Genomic DNA, 18,579 nt, shown 5'->3' on the forward strand with positions numbered 1-18,579 from the left:
GTCGGACGGCTTTCAGGCGGTAGAATCTCCCGATCCCGGAACCCTTCGAGCGACTGACTTGTCTTCTCCGCGACCCTCGCCGAAACCGCGCCCGCGTTTGCCGCGCAGCGCGCGCATGCCGTGGCAGCCGCGGCACGCGCGCACGCTCTTCACGCGCCCGGCCGTCTCGCCGCAACGCCTGCTGCTGCGGCGCATCTACCTTGTGTTCGCGCTGTGCCTGCTTGCGTTCGCCATTCTCTACATCGACCGGGACGGGTTGCGCGACGCATCGAAGCAGCCCAACGAATCGATGAATTTCGTCGATGTCGTCTATTTCACGATGGTGACGGTCGCGACCGTCGGCTATGGCGACATCGTGCCGGTGACGGCGCGGGCGCGTCTCGTCGATGCGCTGCTCATCATGCCGATCCGCGTCATCATCTGGTTCATCTTCCTGGGCACCGCGTATCAACTGGTGATCCAGCGCATCGTCGAGGAATATCGCATGAAGCGTCTGCAACGAAACCTGCGCGAACACATTCTCGTGTGCGGCTACGGGCTTGCCGGGTCGATCGCGGTGCGCGAACTGCTGGAAAGCGGCACCGACGCGCGCCGCATCATCGTGATCGATACCAGCGAGGCCGCGCTGGAGGCGGCGACGTCGGCCGGCGTGACGGGCCTGCTCGGCGATCCGTCGCGCGAGGACATCCTGCGCGAGGCGCAGGTCGCGCGGGCGCATGCGGTGATCGTCGCCGTCACCGACGACCCGACCGCGATCCTCGTCACGCTCTCGGTGCGCAGCTTCGCGCCGAAGGTGAAGATCGTCGTGCGGGTTCAGGAGCACGTGTTCCAGCGGCAGTTGCGGCAGGCGGGCGCCGACGTGATCGTTTCGTCGACGAAGATCGGCGGCCTGCTGCTCGCCGACGCGGTGGAAACGCGCTATGTCGTCCCGTTCGTCTCCGACATGCTGCAGGCGCGCGGACGCGTCACGCTGCTCGAACGCGTGGCGTTGCCCGCGGAGATCGGGCAGATGACCAACGAGGTGAAAGGCGCGATCGTCGTCGGACTGGCGCGCGACGGGAAGGTGATGGAGTTCTACGAAGACCCGCACGTCGCGATCGAGGCGGGCGATACGCTCGTGATGATCCGCTCCTCGCGGGGCGAAGGGAAGCCGGTGGCCTAGTTCGCCGCTTGCGACGGCTTGCCGGCGCGCTCCTGCACGCACACCCACGGCGACACTACGACGGCCCACAATTCCGGATCGCGCGCGGCGAAATCGGCGGCTGTTTCGGCCTGAACGCGTTCGATCAGCCCGGCCGACAGCCATTGCGCGACCTGTTTCGTATCGTCGCTGGCGACGCTTTCGGCAACACTGACGAGGTCGAGATCGCGCGCCACCTTGATGAGCACGCCGCGCGCGAAAAAGCGTTCGAGTTCGGACCAGCCGATCTGCGCGGTTTCGCCGAGGAGCTTGGCGTAGAGCGGGGAGGGGGAAGGTGCTTCGGACATGGCGGCGGGGCGTCGAAATGAGTCGGATTTGATGCGTCCGACACTATAAACCATGTGCCGGACGCCCCGCATTCGCGCGCCCCGATGCAGCATCAGAGATCGAAGAAAACGGTCTCTTGCGGGCCTTGCAGATAAATGTCGAAACGGTAGATCGTGCTCGACGTGCCCGGCTCGCGCTTCGCGATCAGCGTGGCGCGCCGTTCTTCGGGAACGCTCGCGAGCACGGTGTCCTTCGCGTTGGCTTCGCTTTCGTCGTCGAAGTAGATGCGCGTGTACGCGTGCAGCAGCATGCCGCGCATCAGCACGATGACGTCGATGTGCGGCGCAGCGTCGTCGCCGGTCTTGCCGGGCTTCACCGTGTCCACGACGAAACGCAGCTTCGGGTCGGTGCCGGTGCCCACGCGCGCGAATCCGCGAAAGCCCGACTCGCGCGCTTCCTCGACGGTCTGGACGTAATGCCCGGTCGAATCGGCCTGCGCCATTTCGATGACGGCATCGCCGACCACCTTGCCTTCGCCGTCGTAGACGTTGCCGACGACCGAAATGTGCTCGCCCTTCGCTTCGCGGTCCGCGATCGACGGCGTGAAAAGGCTCTTCAGGTCGAAGTTGTACTGCTCGGGGCACAGGCCGTAGGCGAAGTACGGTCCGACCGTCTGCGAGGGGGTCTGTTTCAGTGCGGTCATGGTTCAGGCCTCGGTCGGGGTTTGGTCAGGGCCGCGCAGCACGATGTCGAATTCGTAGCCGAGCGCATAGGCTTCTTCCGTCGTGTCGATCGAAAAGCGCGAGACCAGGCGTTCGCGCGATTGCTCCGGAATGCCCTGGTAGATCGGGTCGAGCGCGAGCAGCGGGTCGCCGGGGAAGTACATCTGCGTGACGAGCCGCGAGCCGAAGTACTCGCCGAAAAGCGAGAAGTGGATGTGGTTCGGCCGCCAGGCGTTCGGATGATTGCCCCACGGATACGCACCCGGCTTGATGGTCAGGAAGCGGTAGCGGCCTTCGTTGTCGGTGATGCAGCGGCCCGCGCCGAGGAAGTTCGGATCGAGCGGGGCGTCGTGCTGGTCGGCCTTGTGGACGTAGCGTCCGGCGGCGTTCGCCTGCCAGATCTCGACCAGCGTGTTGCGCACCGGGCGGCCGCCTTCGTCCAGCACACGGCCCGTCACGATGATGCGTTCGCCGAGCGGATCGCCGTTCTTCGCCGCGTTCTTCGTGAGGTCGTTGTCGAGCGCGCCGAGGTCTTCCGCGCCGTACACCGGCACGCGACGGTCGCGCAGGTTTTCCTTCAGCGGGATGAGCGGACGCGACGGGCTGCGCAGCACTGAAGAGCGGTATCCGGGCGAGCAGTAGGGCGGATGCGATTCCCAGTCGCGCGGTGTGAGGATCGGTGAAGTCATTCGACTGTCTCCTGTTATTTGTGGGTCAATGGGATATTTCTGAAGCCTACTTTAACGAAGCTTCGAAGTTATGGAAAATGATGTTTTATGCTTCTTGCCATAACGATTCGTCATGGATAACGACTTCACCAATACGCGCGTTAAATTCCGGCATCTTCAGTGTTTCCTGGCCGTGACGCAGCTAGGCAGCGTCCAGCGAGCCGCCGACAGTCTGTCGATCACCCAGCCGGCGGTGTCGAAGACGATCGGCGAACTCGAATCCATTCTAGGCGTCCGGCTCTTCGAGCGTGGTCGCCGCGGTGCCGTGCCGACGCGCGAGGGGCGTCTGTTTGCGCCGCATGCGAGCGCGTGCGTGGCGGCGCTGCGCGAGGGCGTCGATGTGCTGCTGCGCGAAAGCGGCGATGTGCCGGGGACGGTCGCGATCGGCATCCTGCCGACCGTGGCGACCGCGCTCCTGCCGCGCGCGCTGGCGGAGTTCCGGGCGCAATGGCCGGCGGTGTCGGTGAGCGTATGGACCGATGCCAACGCGCAACTGCTCGCGCGGCTGAAGGCCGGCGAAGTGGATTTCGTGATCGGGCGCGTGTCCGATCCGGAGGGCATGCACGGGCTTTCGTTCGAGCAGGTGTATCGCGAGCCGCTCGCGGTCGTCGTGCGGCGCGAGCATCCGCTCACCCTGGAGGCGCCGCTCACGCCGGCGCTGCTCGCGCGCTTTCCGGTCGTCGTGCCGCCGTTCGGCACGCTGATCCGGCAGTCGGCGGAGAGCGTGCTGACGGCCTTCGGCGCACACGCGCTGACGGCGTTCGTGGAGACGCTGTCGGTCTCGCTCGGGCGCGCGCTCGCGCTCAACAACGATGCGGTCTGGTTCGTGCCGGCGGGCGCCGTCGAGCGCGACATCGCTTTCGGGCTGCTCGCCGCGCTCGCGATGCCGTTCGCGGGCACCGACGAACCCATCGGCCTGATCCGCCGCACCGACGCCGCGCGCACGCCCGTCGAGGAAAGTTTGATCGATGCGATTCGCGACGCGGGCCGCGCGCGCATCGGTACGAAATAGCCGGTGCGGCGTGCGGCGCGACGGCGTTGCTGGGCACAAGTTACCGGGTGCGTTCAATGCTACGAGGAAACCGGCGCGTATGGCGTTTTCGGGCGATACTGGTGCAACAAACGACGTGTCCCGCGGTCAGATGGCAGAGCATGCCGCCGGCCGCTTTCGCGCAGTGAATCTCGTTGTCAACCTGCCGCCAACTTTAAGGAAGATGAAGACCGTACTGCTCGTCGACGACGACCCCGCCACCATCGAAGCCTGGACGATCTGCATGCAGGACGCGGATTGCACGGTGCTCTGCGCCTACGACGGCAATGCGGCACTCGCGCTTCTCGCGGAGCATCCCGTCGACATCGTCGTCTCCGACTGGATGATGCCCGGCCTAGGCGGCGCGCTGCTCTGCCAGACGATGAAAAACGACACGGCGTTTGCAAGGATTCCCTTCCTGATGATCTCGGGTCATCCGAATCCGCCGGCCTTCGTGAGCTACGACGGCTATCTGCAAAAGCCCGTCGACATGGAGACGCTGCTCTCGGCGGTCAACCGGCTTTGCGCCGCGAAAGTGCGGCCGCTTTACTGAACGCTTGCGGCTTATCGCAGCTCGGCGAGCGCCTCGTCCATCTGCGCTTGCGCGAGCTTGTTCAATTCCTGCGGGATCGTGCAGTCGAGCGGCAGCGTCGGCGTGACGATCACGCGGATGTGCCCCGGTCCCTCGGGCCAGCCCTTCGCCGGCCAGACCTTGCCGGCATCGTGAACGACCGGCACCACCGGCACCCGCGTCGCGCACGCGAGCCGCACGCCACCGGACGCAAGCTTGAGCGGCGTGTCGTGCGCCACGCGCGTGCCTTCGGGAAAGATCACCACGGCGTCGCCTTTCGCGAGCTTGTCGGCGCATTCGCGCGTGACGGCCTGATGCGCCTGGCGCAGCGATCCGCGATCGAGACTCACCATGTCGAGTCCGACCAGCACCCAGCCGAAGAACGGCACGCGCTTGAGTTCGCGCTTGAAGACGAAGCTGATCCGGCGCGGGAAGAGCGCCATGAACGCGAGCGTTTCCCAGGTCGATTCATGGCGGCACAGCATGATGAACGGCCCGTCCGGCAGATGTTCGAGCCCTTCGACCGAACACGTGATGCCGCAGATCACGCGCAGCATCGCGACCATCGCGCGGCACCAGAGCCTCGCGAGCCAGTAGCGGCCGCGCCGCCCGACGAACGGAAACAGAGGCAGAATCAGGATCGACCAGACGATGCCGCTGCCGAGAAGATAAGTGGAGAAAAGCCGCTTGACGAATGTTCGGTGCATCGAAACGCTTTGAAAGAAAGGAAGGGGTAAGGATCGCGGGTCGCGCGGACCACCCGAAGCATAGCCCGACATGCGGCGCGTGTCTGGCCCGATGGCTTATGCTGCGGCACATACGCTTGTTTCGATCGAAGGAGAATTTATGGTGCAAGAGTCGACAGCACAACCCGTCGATTTCGAAGAAGGCATGCTCGATGTCGGTGAGGGCCACACGATCTACTGGCGCGCGCAGGGTCCGCGCGACATGCCGCCGATGCTCGTCGTGCACGGCGGCCCGGGCGGCGCGATGAACGTCAAGTGGGCCGAGGTGCTCGATGCATCGAAGTGGCGGATCGTCTTCTTCGACCAGCGAGGCTGCGGCAAGTCCACGCCGTTCGGCAAGCTCGAACACAATGGCATCGACGCGCTCGTCGGCGACATGGAGAAGCTGCGCGTCGCGCTCGGCATCGACAAGTGGGCGCTCTTCGGCGGCTCGTGGGGCACGACGCTCGGTCTCGCCTACGGCATCGCGCATCCGGGACGCTGTCTCGGCTTCCTGCTGCGCGGCGTGTTCCTCGCGCGGCGCGAAGACATCGACTGGTTCCTGTGGGACGTGCGCCGCGTGTTCCCGGACGCGCACCGCCGCTTTCTCGATGCGATCGAAGCGGCGTGCGGCCGGCGTCCGCGCAGCGCCGCGGAGATCCTGACGCTCGCAGAAGCGCCGCTCGCGCGCTTCGACGATGCCGGCGCCCGGCTCGCGCGCGCGTGGACGGCGTATGAGACGACGCTGTCGGTCGTGAACAAGCCGGCGCCGGCGCCCGAAAAACCGGCGGAAGAGAAAAAGGAGACGGGGGAATCCAACGCGCCGGCTATCTCGATGGCGCTGCTCGAACGTCACTACATGGCAAACGAGTTGCCGCCCGAGCCCTTGCTGCCGCGCGTGCCGGCGATCGCGCATCTGCCGTGTCATATCGTGCATGGCCGCTTCGACATGGTCTGCCCGGCCGATCAGGCGCTCGAACTCGCGGAGCATTGGCCGGGCGCCGAGCTTTCCATCGTCGATGCCGCCGGCCACTGGACCTTCGAGCCGGGCAACGTCGCCGCGCTGCGCGCGAGCGCCGAAGCGCTGTCGAAGGCGCTTGCCTAGAGAATCGCGTCGGCCTGCGCGGAGAGCTTCTGCCAGTCGATATCCGTGCCCACGACGATCCACACGTCGCGATAGCGCACGGCGACCGTCAGGGTCACGCACAGCGACGCGCCCGTCACCGACAGATACGGCGCGCTCGCGATCAGCTGTTCGCGCGAGGCGAGGGCGTCGGCGAAATAGCCGCGGTTGTCCCAGCGTCCCGTCGACGGATCGGCGATCGGCGCGAACCGCTCGCCGGGTGACCGCGCCGCCGCGCCGGGCAGTGCGGGCGTGAACTCGCGGCCGCGCTCATCGAGAAAGAAGCAGCTCGACGTGCAAGGCAACGCGAGCAGCGCGGCGCATGCGGCCTCGGTCGACGCGCCGCCCGAGAGGCGCGCGATGGCGTCCTTCAGTTGCGAGCGGTACGGCATCAGAAGGAGATCGCTCGCGAGGCGCTCGGCGTCGCGCATCTGCGTGAGCGTATCGAAGACGGTCTCGAAGAGCATCGCCGCCGACGCCGTCTGGACCAGCTCCGGCGCGGGCCGGCCGAACAGATAGCCCTGCACGAAATCCACATTCGAACGCGCCGCGAGCAGCAGGTCCTGCTCCGTCTCGATGCCTTCGGCCACCACGAACATGCCCGACTCGTGCAGAAGGCCGACGAGCTTCGGCAGCAGCGCGTCGCGCAGATGGGCGGCCTGCGTGCGCACGAGGCTGCGGTCCAGCTTGACGATATCGGGCCGAAGCGTCAGCAGCCGGTCGATGTTCGAATGGCCGGCGCCGAAGTCGTCGACGGCGACGAGAAAGCCCTGCGAGCGGAACGCGTGCGTCGCGTGGGCGATCCGGGCAAGTTCGGTGCCGCCCGATTCCAGCACTTCGATCACGATGCGCTCCGGCGCGAGCCCGCACTCGCGCGCGAGCGCGGCGAGCGCGCCGGCGTAGGCTGCGTCCGTGAACGTCGACGGATTGATGTTCAGAAAGAGCCAGGTCGCGGCGGGCAGGCGCGTTGCCGCACTGGCGAGGTGCGTCGCGTGGCTCGTGCGGTCGAGCAGCGCGACCGAGCCTTCGACGATCGCCTTGCCGAACAGGTCGAACGGCTCGATGAGCGGCCCGGACGGCGCGATCCCGCGCAGCAGCGCCTCGTAGCCGACCGCGCGCTGGTGCGGCAGGCTGAAGATCGGCTGCAGGTGCGAGGCGAGCGCGATGCCGTCGAAGGTATGCGCTGTGTGCATCACGCCGGACGCCCGCGACGCGTGGTCGGGCGGCGACGGAACAGCGAGGGCAGAAGCCGCATGCGAGGAAGCTCGAACATGATGAATGGCCGCATGGCCCGGCGCGTGCGGCGCGAGCCCAGCCTGATCCGGAGATATCGATACACACGTTATCGGTCGGACGGGCGCGGACTTGAGCGCGCGGTGCCCGTCGCGGGTTTTCGTCCCGCTGAACGGGCGAGGCCGGCACGCACAAAAAATTGCCCCGGCGTGGCGCGCATCCTATCTTTGAGAGGGCAAATGGTAGGATCGCGCCTGCAACCAAGACGGGCGAGGCCCGTCGAACGGACAATACAAGAGAGCGAGGCGATTCGATGGCGCAACAAAAAACCAATCCGAAACTCGAACAGGCGCTCACGCGCGGCGACCTCGCCATCCGGCAGGCCAACTCGGCGCGCGCGACCGCGGTGCTGCGCGCACTCGGCAAGATGATCGTCGAGGCATCGTCGACGATCGGCGTGGAAGCGTTCGTCGTGATTCACGACGGCGACAAGATCTACGATCCGGTCGACGGCATGTGGCCGCAGCAACTGCTGATATCGCTCGACGGCCCGGTCGAGGACACCGATCCGGACGAAGTGCGCACCATTACCTTGTTGGCCGACACGCCGGCGACGATCTTCCGCTGCGAGTGGCAGCGCGCGGATGGCAAGATCGGGCGCCAGGAAGGGCGGCCGCTCGCGATGGTCGCGTTCATCACCGACGTCGATATTCCCTGGCTCGACGACGAAGACTGACTCCGTCCCACTTTGTGCACACTGAACGGCTCCCTTCGCGGAGCCGTTTTTTATTTTTCGCATTTTTCTTCCGTATTCCTCCCGTAAATCCTCACCTTTCGCGTATGCACCGTTACGGATATCCGCGAATCATTTTCTTTGCGGGCGATAGCGCAATCGTTTGCTTTTCTATTTAGACGAACGGATTTCGAATTTTAATTTCCATTTCGTGCGCCGATAACCTTTTTACCCCCTTGCGAGCCGGTAATTCGTGAAATTCGCAGTTGTCGTCGAGCCTGCTCCCGCTCTGATTACCGCCGGAAATTTTCGCCATTGCTCAATATCGGGGACGAGGTGCCGCTATCGGCAACTAGAGCGAATTCTCCATGTGTTTACCCCGGATTTTGTCCAGAAACATTTGCCACCGCTCACGCCGAAATAACGAGTCATGAGACGCTCTTTCCGCCGCGCTTGGGCGCCACCTTTTCTCCTGACTCGGGCCGGCACCTTCCTAAATGCCAACAAAATGGGGTTACAAATGGAACGTCTCAGCCTTGCTAATGCAGCCGCCGAAATCAGCCGTGAAGAAAATGCCGCTCGTCCCGAGCTTTTTGCGCTCCGCGCCCTCCAGAAACCCGAACGGATGCCGTTTACTATCCGTATCGTCTCGAACGAACGCGACCTGCAGAAAGCGGTGAATATCCGGCGCTCCGCGTATGGGCGGCATCTGCCGGAATTTGCCGAGACGATGTCCGTCGAGGACTGCGATCGCGCGCCGGGCACGGCCATTCTGCTCGCGCAATCGAAGCTCGACGGTGCGCCGCTCGGCACAATGCGGATTCAGACCAACGAATTCGAGCCGCTCGGCGTGCAGCATTCCGTGCAGTTGCCGGAGCGATTGAACGGCCGGCTCGCGGAAGCGACCCGCCTCGGGGTTGCGGGCGGCTCGGTGGGTCGCGTGGTGAAAATGATGCTTTTCAAGGCTTTGTTTTTATATTGCGAGCAACAGAACATCGACTGGATGGTAATTACGGCGCGCTCGCCCATCGACAGGGAATATGAAGCGATGCTTTTTGAAGACGTTTTCGGCGATAAACAATTCATTCCCATGGCGCATGTCGGCGGTTTGCCGCATCGTGTGCTGGCGGGGGAAGTCGGCGTCGCCCGGCAGCGCTGGGAGGAAGCGGGACATCCGTTATTCCAGTTCGTGTTCCAGACGAACCATCCGGATATCGATTTGCGGACGGCCGATTTATCTTTCGAGCGGGAAACGGTACGATGCCCGGAGGCCTCACAGCAAGTTGCTTATGGCCGGTAACCAACAATAACCGGGCTGCCCGACGGCCCGGGTAACAGATTTGGCGATGGCGGGCAGGCATTTTCGGCCCCGCCGTCGTCCGCGCGGCACGTGTCGTGCACCACGGGGATTTTCCAGCATGGCGTCGGTTACGTTATTTTCGCTTTCGAAATACCGGCACACGGGGTCGTGGCTCGACCGCGCGCTTTATATTTTTTCCGTATATATCGTTCCCTTTTTGATTGCGGCCGGCACAATCGCCACGCTTTTGCTGTTGCCGCATCAGTTTCAATCCGCCGGCGCGGTGACGCTGCCGCTGCACGTCATCGACGAGCGCGGTGCCGCCGTCACGCCCGCAGCCGCGCTCGCCCGTCTGCGCGACGCGCCCACAACGGCGCGCTACAGCACGCAACTTTCCGAGACGCCCGTCTGGTTCACGTTCACCGTGCCGGCGTCGGCGTCGATCCACCCGACGCTCATCGAATTTCCGTCGCGGCATGCGCAAACCCTCTCATGCTGGATCGCCGCGACGATGCAGTCGCTCGGCACCGCCGACCGCGAGTCGGTCACGGGCGAGATGCGCGCCGTCAAGGCCGGCTTCTCCGTCTATCTCGGTCATCTGGCGCAACCGGTGCCGATTGTGTGCAGCGGCACGTTCTCGGGCCCCGCGCAGTTGAGCGTGCAGGCGTGGGATGCGCTGGGCCTGCGCAATTCCTCGCTCGATTTCCAGGAAAGCGCGGGTCTGATCGGCGGCGGGCTGCTCACGCTCGCCGTGTTCGTCTTCGTCACGGCGATCATCAATCGCGAGTGGACCTATGTGATTTTCGCGGTGTGGCTCGTCGGCAATCTGCGGCTGTGTGCGAACGCGATGGGCTGGGACACGCAATGGCTCGACCGCGTGATTCCGCCCGACTGGATTCCGGTGCTGCGGCAAGTCACGTTCGCCGCGTACTACCTGCTGACGGGCGCGCTCTTCAGTCAACTGTTCCGGCGCGAATTGCGCGCAATCGGCTACCGATGGCTCCTGCGCGCCGGACAGTACGTCGGACTGGTGCTGTTGGCGTTGTCGGTCGTGCTGCCGTATTCGCGCTTCATTCCGGCGCTGTGGGTGCTGGGCGGCTTCGGGATGAGCGTGCTGATCTTCCTGCTCGCGCGGCTCGTCTGGCTCGCCCGCTCGCGCACGGTGATGTGGTATGTCGCATCGCTCGCGATCGTGCTCTTCGCCACGTTTTCCGAAGTGCTCGGCGCGGCCTTCGGGCTGAAGCTGCTGTTCGGCGGCGTCAACACGGTGACGGCGGCGCTTTCGTCGAGCATGATGGCGGCGTTCGCGATCGCCGAGCAGATGCGCGCCGAGCGCGAGCACCGCCGGCAGGCGCAGACGGAACTGCGCAACACCTACGAAGTCACGCCGATCGGCCTTTTCACGCTCGATTCCGACGGTCATTTCGTGCGCGCGAACCCGGCGTTGCGCGCGATGCTCGATCTGCACAAGGCCGAATACAAGGCGCGTCACTGGAACGATTATTTCGAAGCGGGCGCCTGGGGCGCGCTGCAGGCGCTGGCGTCGAAGGGCAGCGACGGCGAGCTGGAAATGGGCGGCGCCGCCGCGCGCGGCACGGGCGAGCGGCGCTATCTGCTGAAGGCGATCGAATCGAACGGCTGGGTCGAAGGGTCGTTGCAGGACGTCACCGAGCGCTCGAAAGCCATCGAGCGCCTGCGCTTTCTGGCGGAGCACGATCCGCTGACGGGCTCGCTCAACCGCCGCGGCGTGGAAAAGGCGATCGCGGTGGAAAGCGACGAAGCGCTGCCCTGGGCGCTCGCCTACGTCGACCTCGACCGCTTCAAGCTCGTGAACGACCTGTTCGGCCACCGCGCCGGCGACGAAGTGCTGAAGCAGGTCGCTTCCCGCATGCGCGCGCATTTCGAGCGCGAATATCCGCTCGGGCGCATCGGCGGGGACGAGTTCGTCTGCGTGATGAGCGACACCTCCATCGACGACGCCATCGCGCAATGTCACGAACTGATTTCCGTGCTCTCCGACGCGCCGTATCAGGTCGGCAATCGCGCGTTCCAGGTGAAGGCGTCGATCGGGCTCGTCGAGTGTTCGCGCGGCGTGCGCGTGCAGGACGCGGTGTCGAACGCCGACCGCGCGTGCCGCGAGGCGAAGAAGGTCGCGCACACGCGCCTCGTCACGTACCGCAAGGGCGCGGCCGCGTTCGAGGAGCGCGCGGAAGAACTGCGGCTCGTCGAGACGCTCGGACGCAACCGGCTGCCGGCCGGCCTTTTCCTCGTGATGCAGCCGATCATGTCGCTCTCGGCGCCGACCGAGTCGCTCAACTTCGAGGTGCTCCTGCGCATGCGTGCCCCCGACGGCACGACGCTGCCCGCGGGCAAGGTGATCGTCGCGGCGGAGGAGTCGGGCAATATCGCGGCGATCGACCGCTGGGTCATGACGACGCTGCTCACGTGGATCGAAAAGCATCAGCACATGCTGCCGAACACGCAGTTCATCTGCGTGAATCTGTCGGGCGGGTCGCTCAACGACGAGCAGTTCATGGAAGACATCTTCGCGCTCTTCGCGCAGCACCGGTCGATCGTCCATTACCTGTGCCTCGAAATCACGGAAAGCGTCGCGCTGCACGATCTGGAGAACACACAGCGTTTCATTTCGCGTGTCCACGACATGGGCGGCAAGATCGCGCTCGACGACTTCGGCGCGGGCTACACGTCGTTCAAATACCTGAAGGCGCTATCCGCCGACGCGCTTAAGATCGACGGCGAGTTCGTCCGCACGATGTGCGCGCATCCGGCCGACATCGCGATCGTCGAGGCGATCGTGGCGCTCGCGCGCAATCTCGGCATGCGCAGCGTGGCGGAATGGGTCGAGGACGCCGATACGCTGCGCGCGTTGCAGGAAATCGGCGTGGACTATGTGCAGGGTTATCTGATCGCGAAGCCGCAGGAAAGCGCGGCGATTCTCGCGGCGTCGTCGGCGGCGAGCTTCGTGCGGGATGCGGAAGTCGTGAATTTCATCGAATGCCTGTCGGAACCCGAACAGGCGATGTCCTACGGCTACGAGTGGCGCGCGCGGGTCGCCTCGCGCCACTGAGCTTTTGCTTCCGGCGGCCGCTCAGGCCGTCTTCAACTCGGCCAGCACCTTCGTGGCCGCAATCGGAATACGTGTGTCGTTCCACTCGGCGAGCCACTGCACTTCCTTCGTCGTGAAATAGCCCGGGTAATTGCGCAGCGCGAACTGCAGCGAATCGACGACATGGTCGCGGATGATTTGCGGCGCGGCTTCGTCGTTGACGATAGCGTGGAGGGCTTCGAGTGTGCTCATGGCGCGGGCTGGATCGAATGAAGTTGCGCCCACCATAACCGGAGAAAATTCCGGAAAATTATTCGATGCGGCGTTCGCTCGCATCGCCCGCACGCTGTTTTGGCTGTCTATACAAGCTATGGTGCTTGCTTGCGTAAGCCCGGCGCGAAAGACCAAGGGAATTCCCTAATACAACCGAAGTTGTATATACAAGACCATCTGCCTTATCGGATCTGTCTGAATGCAGGCGGATCGTCCCACCCTCAAAGCGCAGGAGTTCTCGTGGACCCATCTTCCCGGCAGTCTTCCCGTTTTCGCGATGTCGAGATCCGCGCGCCGCGCGGCACGACGCTCAACGCCAAGAGCTGGCTGACCGAAGCGCCGCTGCGCATGCTGATGAACAATCTCGATCCCGAAGTGGCCGAGAATCCGAAGGAACTGGTGGTTTACGGCGGGATCGGCCGGGCGGCGCGCGACTGGGCGTGCTTCGACAAGATCGTCGAGACGCTCAAGCGCCTCGGAGCCGACGAGACGCTGCTCGTGCAGTCGGGCAAGCCGGTCGGCGTGTTCAAGACGCACGAGAATGCGCCGCGCGTGCTGATCGCGAATTCGAACCTCGTGCCGCACTGGGGCACCTGGGAGCACTTCAACGAACTCGACGCGAAGGGCCTCGCGATGTACGGCCAGATGACGGCCGGAAGCTGGATCTACATCGGCAGCCAGGGAATCGTGCAGGGCACCTACGAGACGTTCGTCGAAGCCGGGCGCCAGCACTATGGCGGCGACCTGAAGGGCCGCTGGGTGCTGACCGCGGGCCTCGGCGGCATGGGCGGCGCGCAGCCGCTCGCGGCGACGCTCGCGGGCGCCTGTTCGCTCAACATCGAATGCCAGCAGAGCCGTATCGACTTCCGCCTGAAGACGCGCTACGTCGACGAACAGGCGACCGATCTCGACGACGCGCTCGCCCGCATCGAGCGCTACACGTCCGAGGGCCGCGCGATGTCGGTCGCGCTGTGTGCGAACGCCGCCGACGTGCTGCCCGAACTCGTGCGGCGCGGCGTGCGCCCGGACATGGTCACCGACCAGACGAGCGCGCACGATCCGCTGAACGGCTATCTGCCGAAGGGCTGGACCTGGGCGCAATACCGCGACCGCGCGCAGAGCGACGCGGCGGGCACGGTGAAGGCGGCGAAGCAGTCGATGGCGGAGCATGTCCGCGCGATGCTCGCGTTCCAGCAGCAGGGCATCCCGACCTTCGACTACGGCAACAACATCCGTCAGATGGCGAAGGACGAAGGCGTTGCGAACGCGTTCGATTTCCCGGGCTTCGTGCCGGCGTATATCCGGCCGCTCTTTTGCCGTGGCGTCGGGCCGTTCCGCTGGGCGGCGCTTTCCGGCGATCCGCAAGACATCTACAAGACCGACGCGAAGGTCAAGGAACTGATTCCCGACGACGAACACCTGCACCGCTGGCTCGACATGGCGCGCGAGCGCATCAGCTTCCAGGGGCTGCCCGCGCGGATCTGCTGGGTCGGCCTCGGGCAGCGCGCGAAACTCGGCCTCGCGTTCAACGAGATGGTGCGCTCGGGCGAACTGTCGGCGCCGGTCGTGATTGGCCGCGATCACCTCGATTCCGGCTCGGTCGCGAGCCCGAATCGCGAAACCGAATCGATGCAGGACGGCTCGGACGCCGTCTCCGACTGGCCGCTGCTCAATGCGCTCCTGAACACCGCGAGCGGCGCGACGTGGGTGTCGATCCATCACGGCGGCGGCGTCGGCATGGGCTTTTCGCAGCACGCGGGCGTCGTGATCGTCTGCGATGGCACCGACGAAGCCGCCGCGCGCATCGCCCGTGTGCTGCACAACGACCCGGCGACGGGCGTCATGCGCCACGCCGATGCAGGCTACGACGACGCGATCGAATGCGCGCGCGAAAAGGGCCTCGATCTGCCGATGATCGAAGGCGCCGTGCCGAAGAAGTAAGCGATGAAACGACTCTGGCAAACCTGTCACGCGGCGACGATGAAAGGCGGCGCGTACTCGATCATCGAGGACGCGGCGATCATCACGGATGGCGCGCGCATCGAGTGGATCGGGCCGCGCGCGTCGCTGCCCGCGCACGGCGCCTGCGAAGTCGTCGATCTGGACGGCGCGTGGGTCACGCCCGGTTTCGTCGATTGCCATACGCATCTCGTCTTCGGCGGCGATCGCAGCAGCGAATTCGAAAAGCGTCTGCAAGGCGTGAGCTATGCGCAGATCGCGGCGGAGGGCGGCGGCATCGCGAGCACCGTGCGCGCGACGCGCGAGGCGAGCGAGGACGCGCTTTTCGCGAGCGCGAAGCGCCGCGCGAGCGGTTTCCTGCGCGAAGGCGTGACGACGATCGAAGTGAAATCGGGCTACGGCCTCGATCTCGCGAACGAGCGCAAGATGCTGCGGGTGGCGCGCCGCCTCGGCGCGGAACTGCCGCTGACCGTGCGCACGACCTGTCTCGCCGCGCACGCGCTGCCGCCGGAATACGCGAATTGTCCGGACGACTACATCGACGCCGTCTGCGCGCGGATGCTGCCGGCGCTGGCCGCGGAAGGTCTCGTCGATGCCGTCGATGCCTTTTGCGAGCATCTCGCGTTTTCGCCGGCGCAAGTGGAGCGCGTGTTCCGGACCGCGCGCGAACTCCGGTTGCCGGTGAAGCTGCACGCCGAACAGTTGTCGTCGCTGCACGGTTCGAGTCTCGCGGCGCGCTACGAGGCGCTATCGGCGGATCATCTCGAATTCATGACCGAGGACGACGCAATCGCGATGGCGCGCTCGGGCACTGTCGCCGTGCTGCTGCCGGGCGCGTTCTACATGCTGCGCGAGACGCAGTTGCCGCCGATCGACGCGCTGCGCCGCCACGGCGTGCCGATCGCGCTCGCGAGCGACCTGAACCCCGGCACGTCGCCGGCGCTCTCGGTGCGGCTGATGCTGAACATGGGCTGCACGCTCTTTCGGATGACGCCCGAGGAAACGCTCGCGGGCGTGACGATCCACGCGGCGCGGGCGCTCGGCTTGCAGGAGACGCACGGATCGCTCGAAGCGGGCAAGACGGCGGATTTCGTCGCCTGGCAGATCGGCCGGCCGGCGGAACTGGCGTACTGGCTCGGCGGCGATCTGCCCAAACGCGTGGTGCGGCATGGAATCGAGGTGAGCGTCTGAACTGGCGGACCGCATGAGCTAAAAAAGAACCCCGCCCGGATGAAAATCGAGCGGGGTTTTTTCTATCGCGTGCCGGTTTCGCGAACGATCAGGCGCGTCGTTTCGTAAACAGGCCCCACAGCACGAGCAGAATGATCGCGCCGATGACCGAGGCGATCCAGCCCGCCGGCTGCCCCGGCTGATACCAGCCCATCGCGCGGCCGACGTAGCCCGCGATCAGCGATCCGGCGATGCCGAGCACGATGGTCAAGATCCAGCCCATGCTGTCGTTGCCCGGTTTGATCGCGCGCGCGATCAGTCCCACGATCAAGCCGACGATCAAAGTCCCGATGAATGCAAGCATGCGTTTGCTCCCTGGCAGAGTTTGGCTGCGGCCGGGCATCGCCCGGTATGTGCAAATTAGCACGGCAACCCGGATTTGGGTATGACGGCAGAGGCACGCTTCGTGCCCGGTCCCTCGGCCGTTTGGCCGGGCACGGGCGCGATGGCGTGGCTCGGCCGGCCGGCGGGTTAAAATCGCGTCCCGAATGCAACAACGATCACCGCCATGACCGATTCAGAACTCCACCAGACCGACGACGCCATCCACGAAGACCGCCTGTGGCGCGACGACGGCTGGACCGCGCGCGTCATCAAGAACGAGGACGACGACGGCTGGGCCGTCGAGATGATCCGCGACGGTGAGGCGGAGCCCGCGCTCGTCGGCCCGTGGACGATGGGCCGCGACAAGAAGAACCCGAAGCCGCTCGATGCGGCGGCGTTCCGCACGCTGGTGAAGACGGCGTCGGAGGTGCGGCGCCGGCACGAACAGCAGCGTCACGCGATGCTGCACAAGAATGTCACAGTGAGCGTGCAAGGTGACGACGTGACCGTGACGCTCGACATCGTTCCGGACGAGGACGATCCCTACGCCGACCTGAAGGCGTTCGATGCGTTCGGCGCACAGCTCGCGCAGGTGCGCGTGTCGGCGGGATTCAAGCTCACGAAGGCGAGCGCCGAGGCCTGGGCCGCGAACGAGTTCCAGAAGCCGGGTTGAGCGCGGGCGCGTGCCGGCCGCCTTGCTGAAAAGCGGCGAGCGCCACGATAATCGGCTCTTGTTCCAAGGAGACGCGCCATGCACTACGTTCTCACCTATGACCTTTGCTCCGACTACATGGAGCGCCGCGTGCAGTTTCGCGACGATCACCTGACGCTCGCGTGGGCCGCCGTCGAGCGCGGGGAAATCGTGCTGGCGGGCGCGCTCGACGAGCCCGTCGATCGCGCGATGCTGCTTTTTCACATCGATTCTCCGCAGGCCGCCGAGGAATTCGCGCGCAACGATCCGTATGTGATCAACGGGCTCGTCACGCACTGGCAGGTGCGCAAGTGGAATACGGTCGTCGGCAATTCGGCCGCGACGCCGGTGCGCTGATCAGCCTTCGTCGGCGGTTGCTGGCTGCGCGTTTTCCTTGCGCGGCGCACGACCTCGACCCGCCGTGCGAAAGATCCGGCTCATGGCGTCGTCGACCTGCTGCGAACGCTCGAACAGATCCGCGAGCCAGTCGACGAAGACAGACACGCGCGGCGTCGCCTGCCGGCTCTTGAGAAACGCGACCGAGACGTTCATCGGCATCGACCGCCACGCCGGCAGCACTTCGCGCAACTGACCCGAGCGCAGGTACGGGAGCGCCGCGATCCGCGCTGGCTGGATGAGCCCGAGCCCTTCGATCCCGCACGCGAGATACGCGTGTTCGTCCGCCACCTGGACGAATCCCGGCATCTTGACCGTCAGCGCCTTGCCGTCGACTTCGAAGTCGAAATCGCACGGCCGCCCGGTCTTCTCCGACACGCAATTCACGGCGACATGGCGCGCCAGATCGTCGAGCGTTTCGGGCATGCTGTGGCGCTCCAGATAGGCCGGGCTCGCGCACGTCACGTGCTCGAACGTGCCGAGCCGGCGCGCGATCAGGCCGGAATCGGGCAGCTCGCCGAGTTGCACGCTGCAATCGACCCCTTCGCCGACCAGATCGACCGCGCGGTTGCCGATGCCGATCGACAGGTCAATATGCGGATAGCGCGCGTGAAAGTCCGGCAGCGCGGGCACGACAATGGACGTCGCGACCGTATCCGGCATCTCGACGCGCAGGCGGCCGCGCAGGCGGTCTTCGCCCGCGTGAAAGCCGGATTCGAGGTCGTCGATATCGGCGAGGATTTGCGCGCAGCGCTCGTAGTACGCGGCGCCGTCGACGGTGAGATTCAGGCGGCGCGTCGTGCGGGCGAGCAGTTGCACGCCGACCAGCGCCTCCAGTTGCTGGATGGTGGTGGAGACGGTCGCGCGCGGCATGGCGAGCGATTCGGCTGCGCGCGAAAAGCTGTTCGTATCGACGACGCGCGTGAACACACGCATTGCATGGATGCGATCGAGCACGGTGTTTTCCTTTGACGATGAGGGAGCGGGCCCCGTGCGCGGTGTGGGT

19 protein-coding genes are annotated in these 18,579 nt (G+C 65.4%); 11 read left to right on the top strand and 8 right to left on the bottom strand.

Going from position 1 to position 18,579, the window contains the following annotated elements; translation table 11 throughout:
- The first annotated feature begins 115 nt into the window (after positions 1-115).
- Positions 116-1,162: a potassium channel family protein gene (locus tag QCE48_RS22985; RefSeq protein WP_309782386.1), complete on the top strand. Its 1,047-nt coding sequence runs from the start codon at positions 116-118 to the stop codon at positions 1,160-1,162.
- On the opposite strand, the gene QCE48_RS22990 is transcribed toward QCE48_RS22985, so the two are convergent.
- From QCE48_RS22990 to pcaH, 3 genes are all read right to left on the bottom strand, one after another.
- The gene (locus QCE48_RS22990) at positions 1,159-1,488 is read right to left on the bottom strand and encodes a DUF2288 domain-containing protein (RefSeq protein ID WP_309782388.1); all 330 of its coding nucleotides are present in this window, start codon (positions 1,486-1,488) and stop codon (positions 1,159-1,161) included. The two genes, QCE48_RS22985 and QCE48_RS22990, sit on opposite strands and share 4 nt — an antisense overlap.
- 92 nt (positions 1,489-1,580) lie before the next feature.
- Complete coding sequence (gene pcaG / locus QCE48_RS22995) at positions 1,581-2,171, bottom strand: protocatechuate 3,4-dioxygenase subunit alpha (protein ID WP_309782390.1); 591 nt, start codon at positions 2,169-2,171, stop codon at positions 1,581-1,583.
- A gap of 3 nt (positions 2,172-2,174) precedes the next feature.
- Positions 2,175-2,879, bottom strand: a complete 705-nt coding sequence (pcaH, locus tag QCE48_RS23000) for a protocatechuate 3,4-dioxygenase subunit beta (protein WP_309782391.1) — start codon at positions 2,877-2,879, stop codon at positions 2,175-2,177.
- Between the two features lie 112 nt (positions 2,880-2,991).
- On the opposite strand from pcaH, the gene pcaQ reads away from it, so the two are divergent.
- Positions 2,992-3,930 (top strand): pca operon transcription factor PcaQ, encoded by a 939-nt coding sequence (gene pcaQ, locus QCE48_RS23005; RefSeq protein WP_309782393.1) that lies wholly within the window; start codon positions 2,992-2,994, stop codon positions 3,928-3,930.
- 202 nt (positions 3,931-4,132) lie between these two features.
- Positions 4,133-4,501, top strand: coding sequence for a response regulator (locus tag QCE48_RS23010; protein WP_309782395.1), 369 nt, complete (start codon positions 4,133-4,135; stop codon positions 4,499-4,501).
- A gap of 11 nt (positions 4,502-4,512) precedes the next feature.
- Here the strand turns inward: QCE48_RS23010 and QCE48_RS23015 are convergent, their stop codons facing one another.
- Positions 4,513-5,226, bottom strand: a complete 714-nt coding sequence (locus tag QCE48_RS23015; protein ID WP_309782398.1) for a lysophospholipid acyltransferase family protein — start codon at positions 5,224-5,226, stop codon at positions 4,513-4,515.
- 142 nt (positions 5,227-5,368) lie between these two features.
- Between QCE48_RS23015 and pip the strand changes: the two genes are divergently transcribed.
- Entirely contained in the window at positions 5,369-6,349 is a 981-nt protein-coding gene (gene pip, locus QCE48_RS23020) for a prolyl aminopeptidase (protein ID WP_309794331.1), read from the top strand.
- Here pip and QCE48_RS23025 read toward each other — a convergent pair.
- Positions 6,346-7,560, bottom strand: a complete 1,215-nt coding sequence (locus QCE48_RS23025) for an EAL domain-containing protein (RefSeq protein WP_309782402.1) — start codon at positions 7,558-7,560, stop codon at positions 6,346-6,348. The genes pip and QCE48_RS23025 overlap by 4 nt on opposite strands.
- A gap of 353 nt (positions 7,561-7,913) precedes the next feature.
- Between QCE48_RS23025 and QCE48_RS23030 the strand changes: the two genes are divergently transcribed.
- From QCE48_RS23030 to QCE48_RS23040, 3 genes are all read left to right on the top strand, one after another.
- Positions 7,914-8,336, top strand: a complete 423-nt coding sequence (locus QCE48_RS23030) for a hypothetical protein (protein WP_062633005.1) — start codon at positions 7,914-7,916, stop codon at positions 8,334-8,336.
- Positions 8,337-8,853: 517 nt separating this feature from the next.
- On the top strand, positions 8,854-9,633 hold the full coding sequence (locus tag QCE48_RS23035; protein WP_309782406.1) for an N-acyl amino acid synthase FeeM domain-containing protein: 780 nt from the start codon (positions 8,854-8,856) through the stop codon (positions 9,631-9,633).
- Positions 9,634-9,751: 118 nt separating this feature from the next.
- Positions 9,752-12,721, top strand: a complete 2,970-nt coding sequence (locus QCE48_RS23040; RefSeq protein WP_309782408.1) for an EAL domain-containing protein — start codon at positions 9,752-9,754, stop codon at positions 12,719-12,721.
- A 21-nt stretch (positions 12,722-12,742) separates the two neighbouring features.
- Here the strand turns inward: QCE48_RS23040 and QCE48_RS23045 are convergent, their stop codons facing one another.
- Entirely contained in the window at positions 12,743-12,952 is a 210-nt protein-coding gene (locus QCE48_RS23045) for a hypothetical protein (protein ID WP_309782410.1), read from the bottom strand.
- Positions 12,953-13,213: 261 nt separating this feature from the next.
- Here QCE48_RS23045 and hutU point away from each other — a divergent pair, with 261 nt between their 5' ends.
- Positions 13,214-14,914, top strand: coding sequence for a urocanate hydratase (gene hutU, locus QCE48_RS23050; RefSeq protein WP_309782411.1), 1,701 nt, complete (start codon positions 13,214-13,216; stop codon positions 14,912-14,914).
- 3 nt (positions 14,915-14,917) lie between these two features.
- On the top strand, positions 14,918-16,123 hold the full coding sequence (gene hutI / locus QCE48_RS23055) for an imidazolonepropionase (protein WP_309782413.1): 1,206 nt from the start codon (positions 14,918-14,920) through the stop codon (positions 16,121-16,123).
- An 88-nt stretch (positions 16,124-16,211) separates the two neighbouring features.
- Here the strand turns inward: hutI and QCE48_RS23060 are convergent, their stop codons facing one another.
- A complete protein-coding gene (locus QCE48_RS23060; protein ID WP_309782414.1) occupies positions 16,212-16,466 on the bottom strand; it encodes a GlsB/YeaQ/YmgE family stress response membrane protein in 255 nt (84 codons plus the stop codon).
- Positions 16,467-16,670: 204 nt separating this feature from the next.
- On the opposite strand from QCE48_RS23060, the gene QCE48_RS23065 reads away from it, so the two are divergent.
- Together QCE48_RS23065 and QCE48_RS23070 are read left to right on the top strand one after the other, a co-directional pair.
- Complete coding sequence (locus tag QCE48_RS23065) at positions 16,671-17,159, top strand: hypothetical protein (RefSeq protein ID WP_309782415.1); 489 nt, start codon at positions 16,671-16,673, stop codon at positions 17,157-17,159.
- Positions 17,160-17,237: 78 nt separating this feature from the next.
- Positions 17,238-17,534, top strand: coding sequence for a YciI-like protein (locus QCE48_RS23070; RefSeq protein WP_309782417.1), 297 nt, complete (start codon positions 17,238-17,240; stop codon positions 17,532-17,534).
- Here QCE48_RS23070 and QCE48_RS23075 read toward each other — a convergent pair whose 3' ends face one another.
- The gene (locus tag QCE48_RS23075; RefSeq protein WP_309782419.1) at positions 17,535-18,530 is read right to left on the bottom strand and encodes a LysR substrate-binding domain-containing protein; all 996 of its coding nucleotides are present in this window, start codon (positions 18,528-18,530) and stop codon (positions 17,535-17,537) included.
- Positions 18,531-18,579 lie beyond the last annotated feature (49 nt).

Source organism: Caballeronia sp. LZ024, from assembly GCF_031451455.1.
Classification (GTDB): Bacteria; Pseudomonadota; Gammaproteobacteria; order Burkholderiales; family Burkholderiaceae; genus Caballeronia; species Caballeronia telluris.

Bases quoted from the DNA above. Each gene is read 5' to 3' on its own strand.
- QCE48_RS22985 (WP_309782386.1), top strand. From the start codon at position 116: ATGCCGTGGCAGCCGCGGCACGCGCGCACGCTCTTCACGCGCCCGGCC.
- QCE48_RS22990 (WP_309782388.1), bottom strand. From the start codon at position 1,488: ATGTCCGAAGCACCTTCCCCCTCCCCGCTCTACGCCAAGCTCCTCGGC.
- pcaG (WP_309782390.1), bottom strand. From the start codon at position 2,171: ATGACCGCACTGAAACAGACCCCCTCGCAGACGGTCGGACCGTACTTC.
- pcaH (WP_309782391.1), bottom strand. From the start codon at position 2,879: ATGACTTCACCGATCCTCACACCGCGCGACTGGGAATCGCATCCGCCC.
- pcaQ (WP_309782393.1), top strand. From the start codon at position 2,992: ATGGATAACGACTTCACCAATACGCGCGTTAAATTCCGGCATCTTCAG.
- QCE48_RS23010 (WP_309782395.1), top strand. From the start codon at position 4,133: ATGAAGACCGTACTGCTCGTCGACGACGACCCCGCCACCATCGAAGCC.
- QCE48_RS23015 (WP_309782398.1), bottom strand. From the start codon at position 5,226: ATGCACCGAACATTCGTCAAGCGGCTTTTCTCCACTTATCTTCTCGGC.
- QCE48_RS23025 (WP_309782402.1), bottom strand. From the start codon at position 7,560: ATGCACACAGCGCATACCTTCGACGGCATCGCGCTCGCCTCGCACCTG.
- QCE48_RS23030 (WP_062633005.1), top strand. From the start codon at position 7,914: ATGGCGCAACAAAAAACCAATCCGAAACTCGAACAGGCGCTCACGCGC.
- QCE48_RS23035 (WP_309782406.1), top strand. From the start codon at position 8,854: ATGGAACGTCTCAGCCTTGCTAATGCAGCCGCCGAAATCAGCCGTGAA.
- QCE48_RS23040 (WP_309782408.1), top strand. From the start codon at position 9,752: ATGGCGTCGGTTACGTTATTTTCGCTTTCGAAATACCGGCACACGGGG.
- QCE48_RS23045 (WP_309782410.1), bottom strand. From the start codon at position 12,952: ATGAGCACACTCGAAGCCCTCCACGCTATCGTCAACGACGAAGCCGCG.
- hutI (WP_309782413.1), top strand. From the start codon at position 14,918: ATGAAACGACTCTGGCAAACCTGTCACGCGGCGACGATGAAAGGCGGC.
- QCE48_RS23060 (WP_309782414.1), bottom strand. From the start codon at position 16,466: ATGCTTGCATTCATCGGGACTTTGATCGTCGGCTTGATCGTGGGACTG.
- QCE48_RS23065 (WP_309782415.1), top strand. From the start codon at position 16,671: ATGACCGATTCAGAACTCCACCAGACCGACGACGCCATCCACGAAGAC.
- QCE48_RS23070 (WP_309782417.1), top strand. From the start codon at position 17,238: ATGCACTACGTTCTCACCTATGACCTTTGCTCCGACTACATGGAGCGC.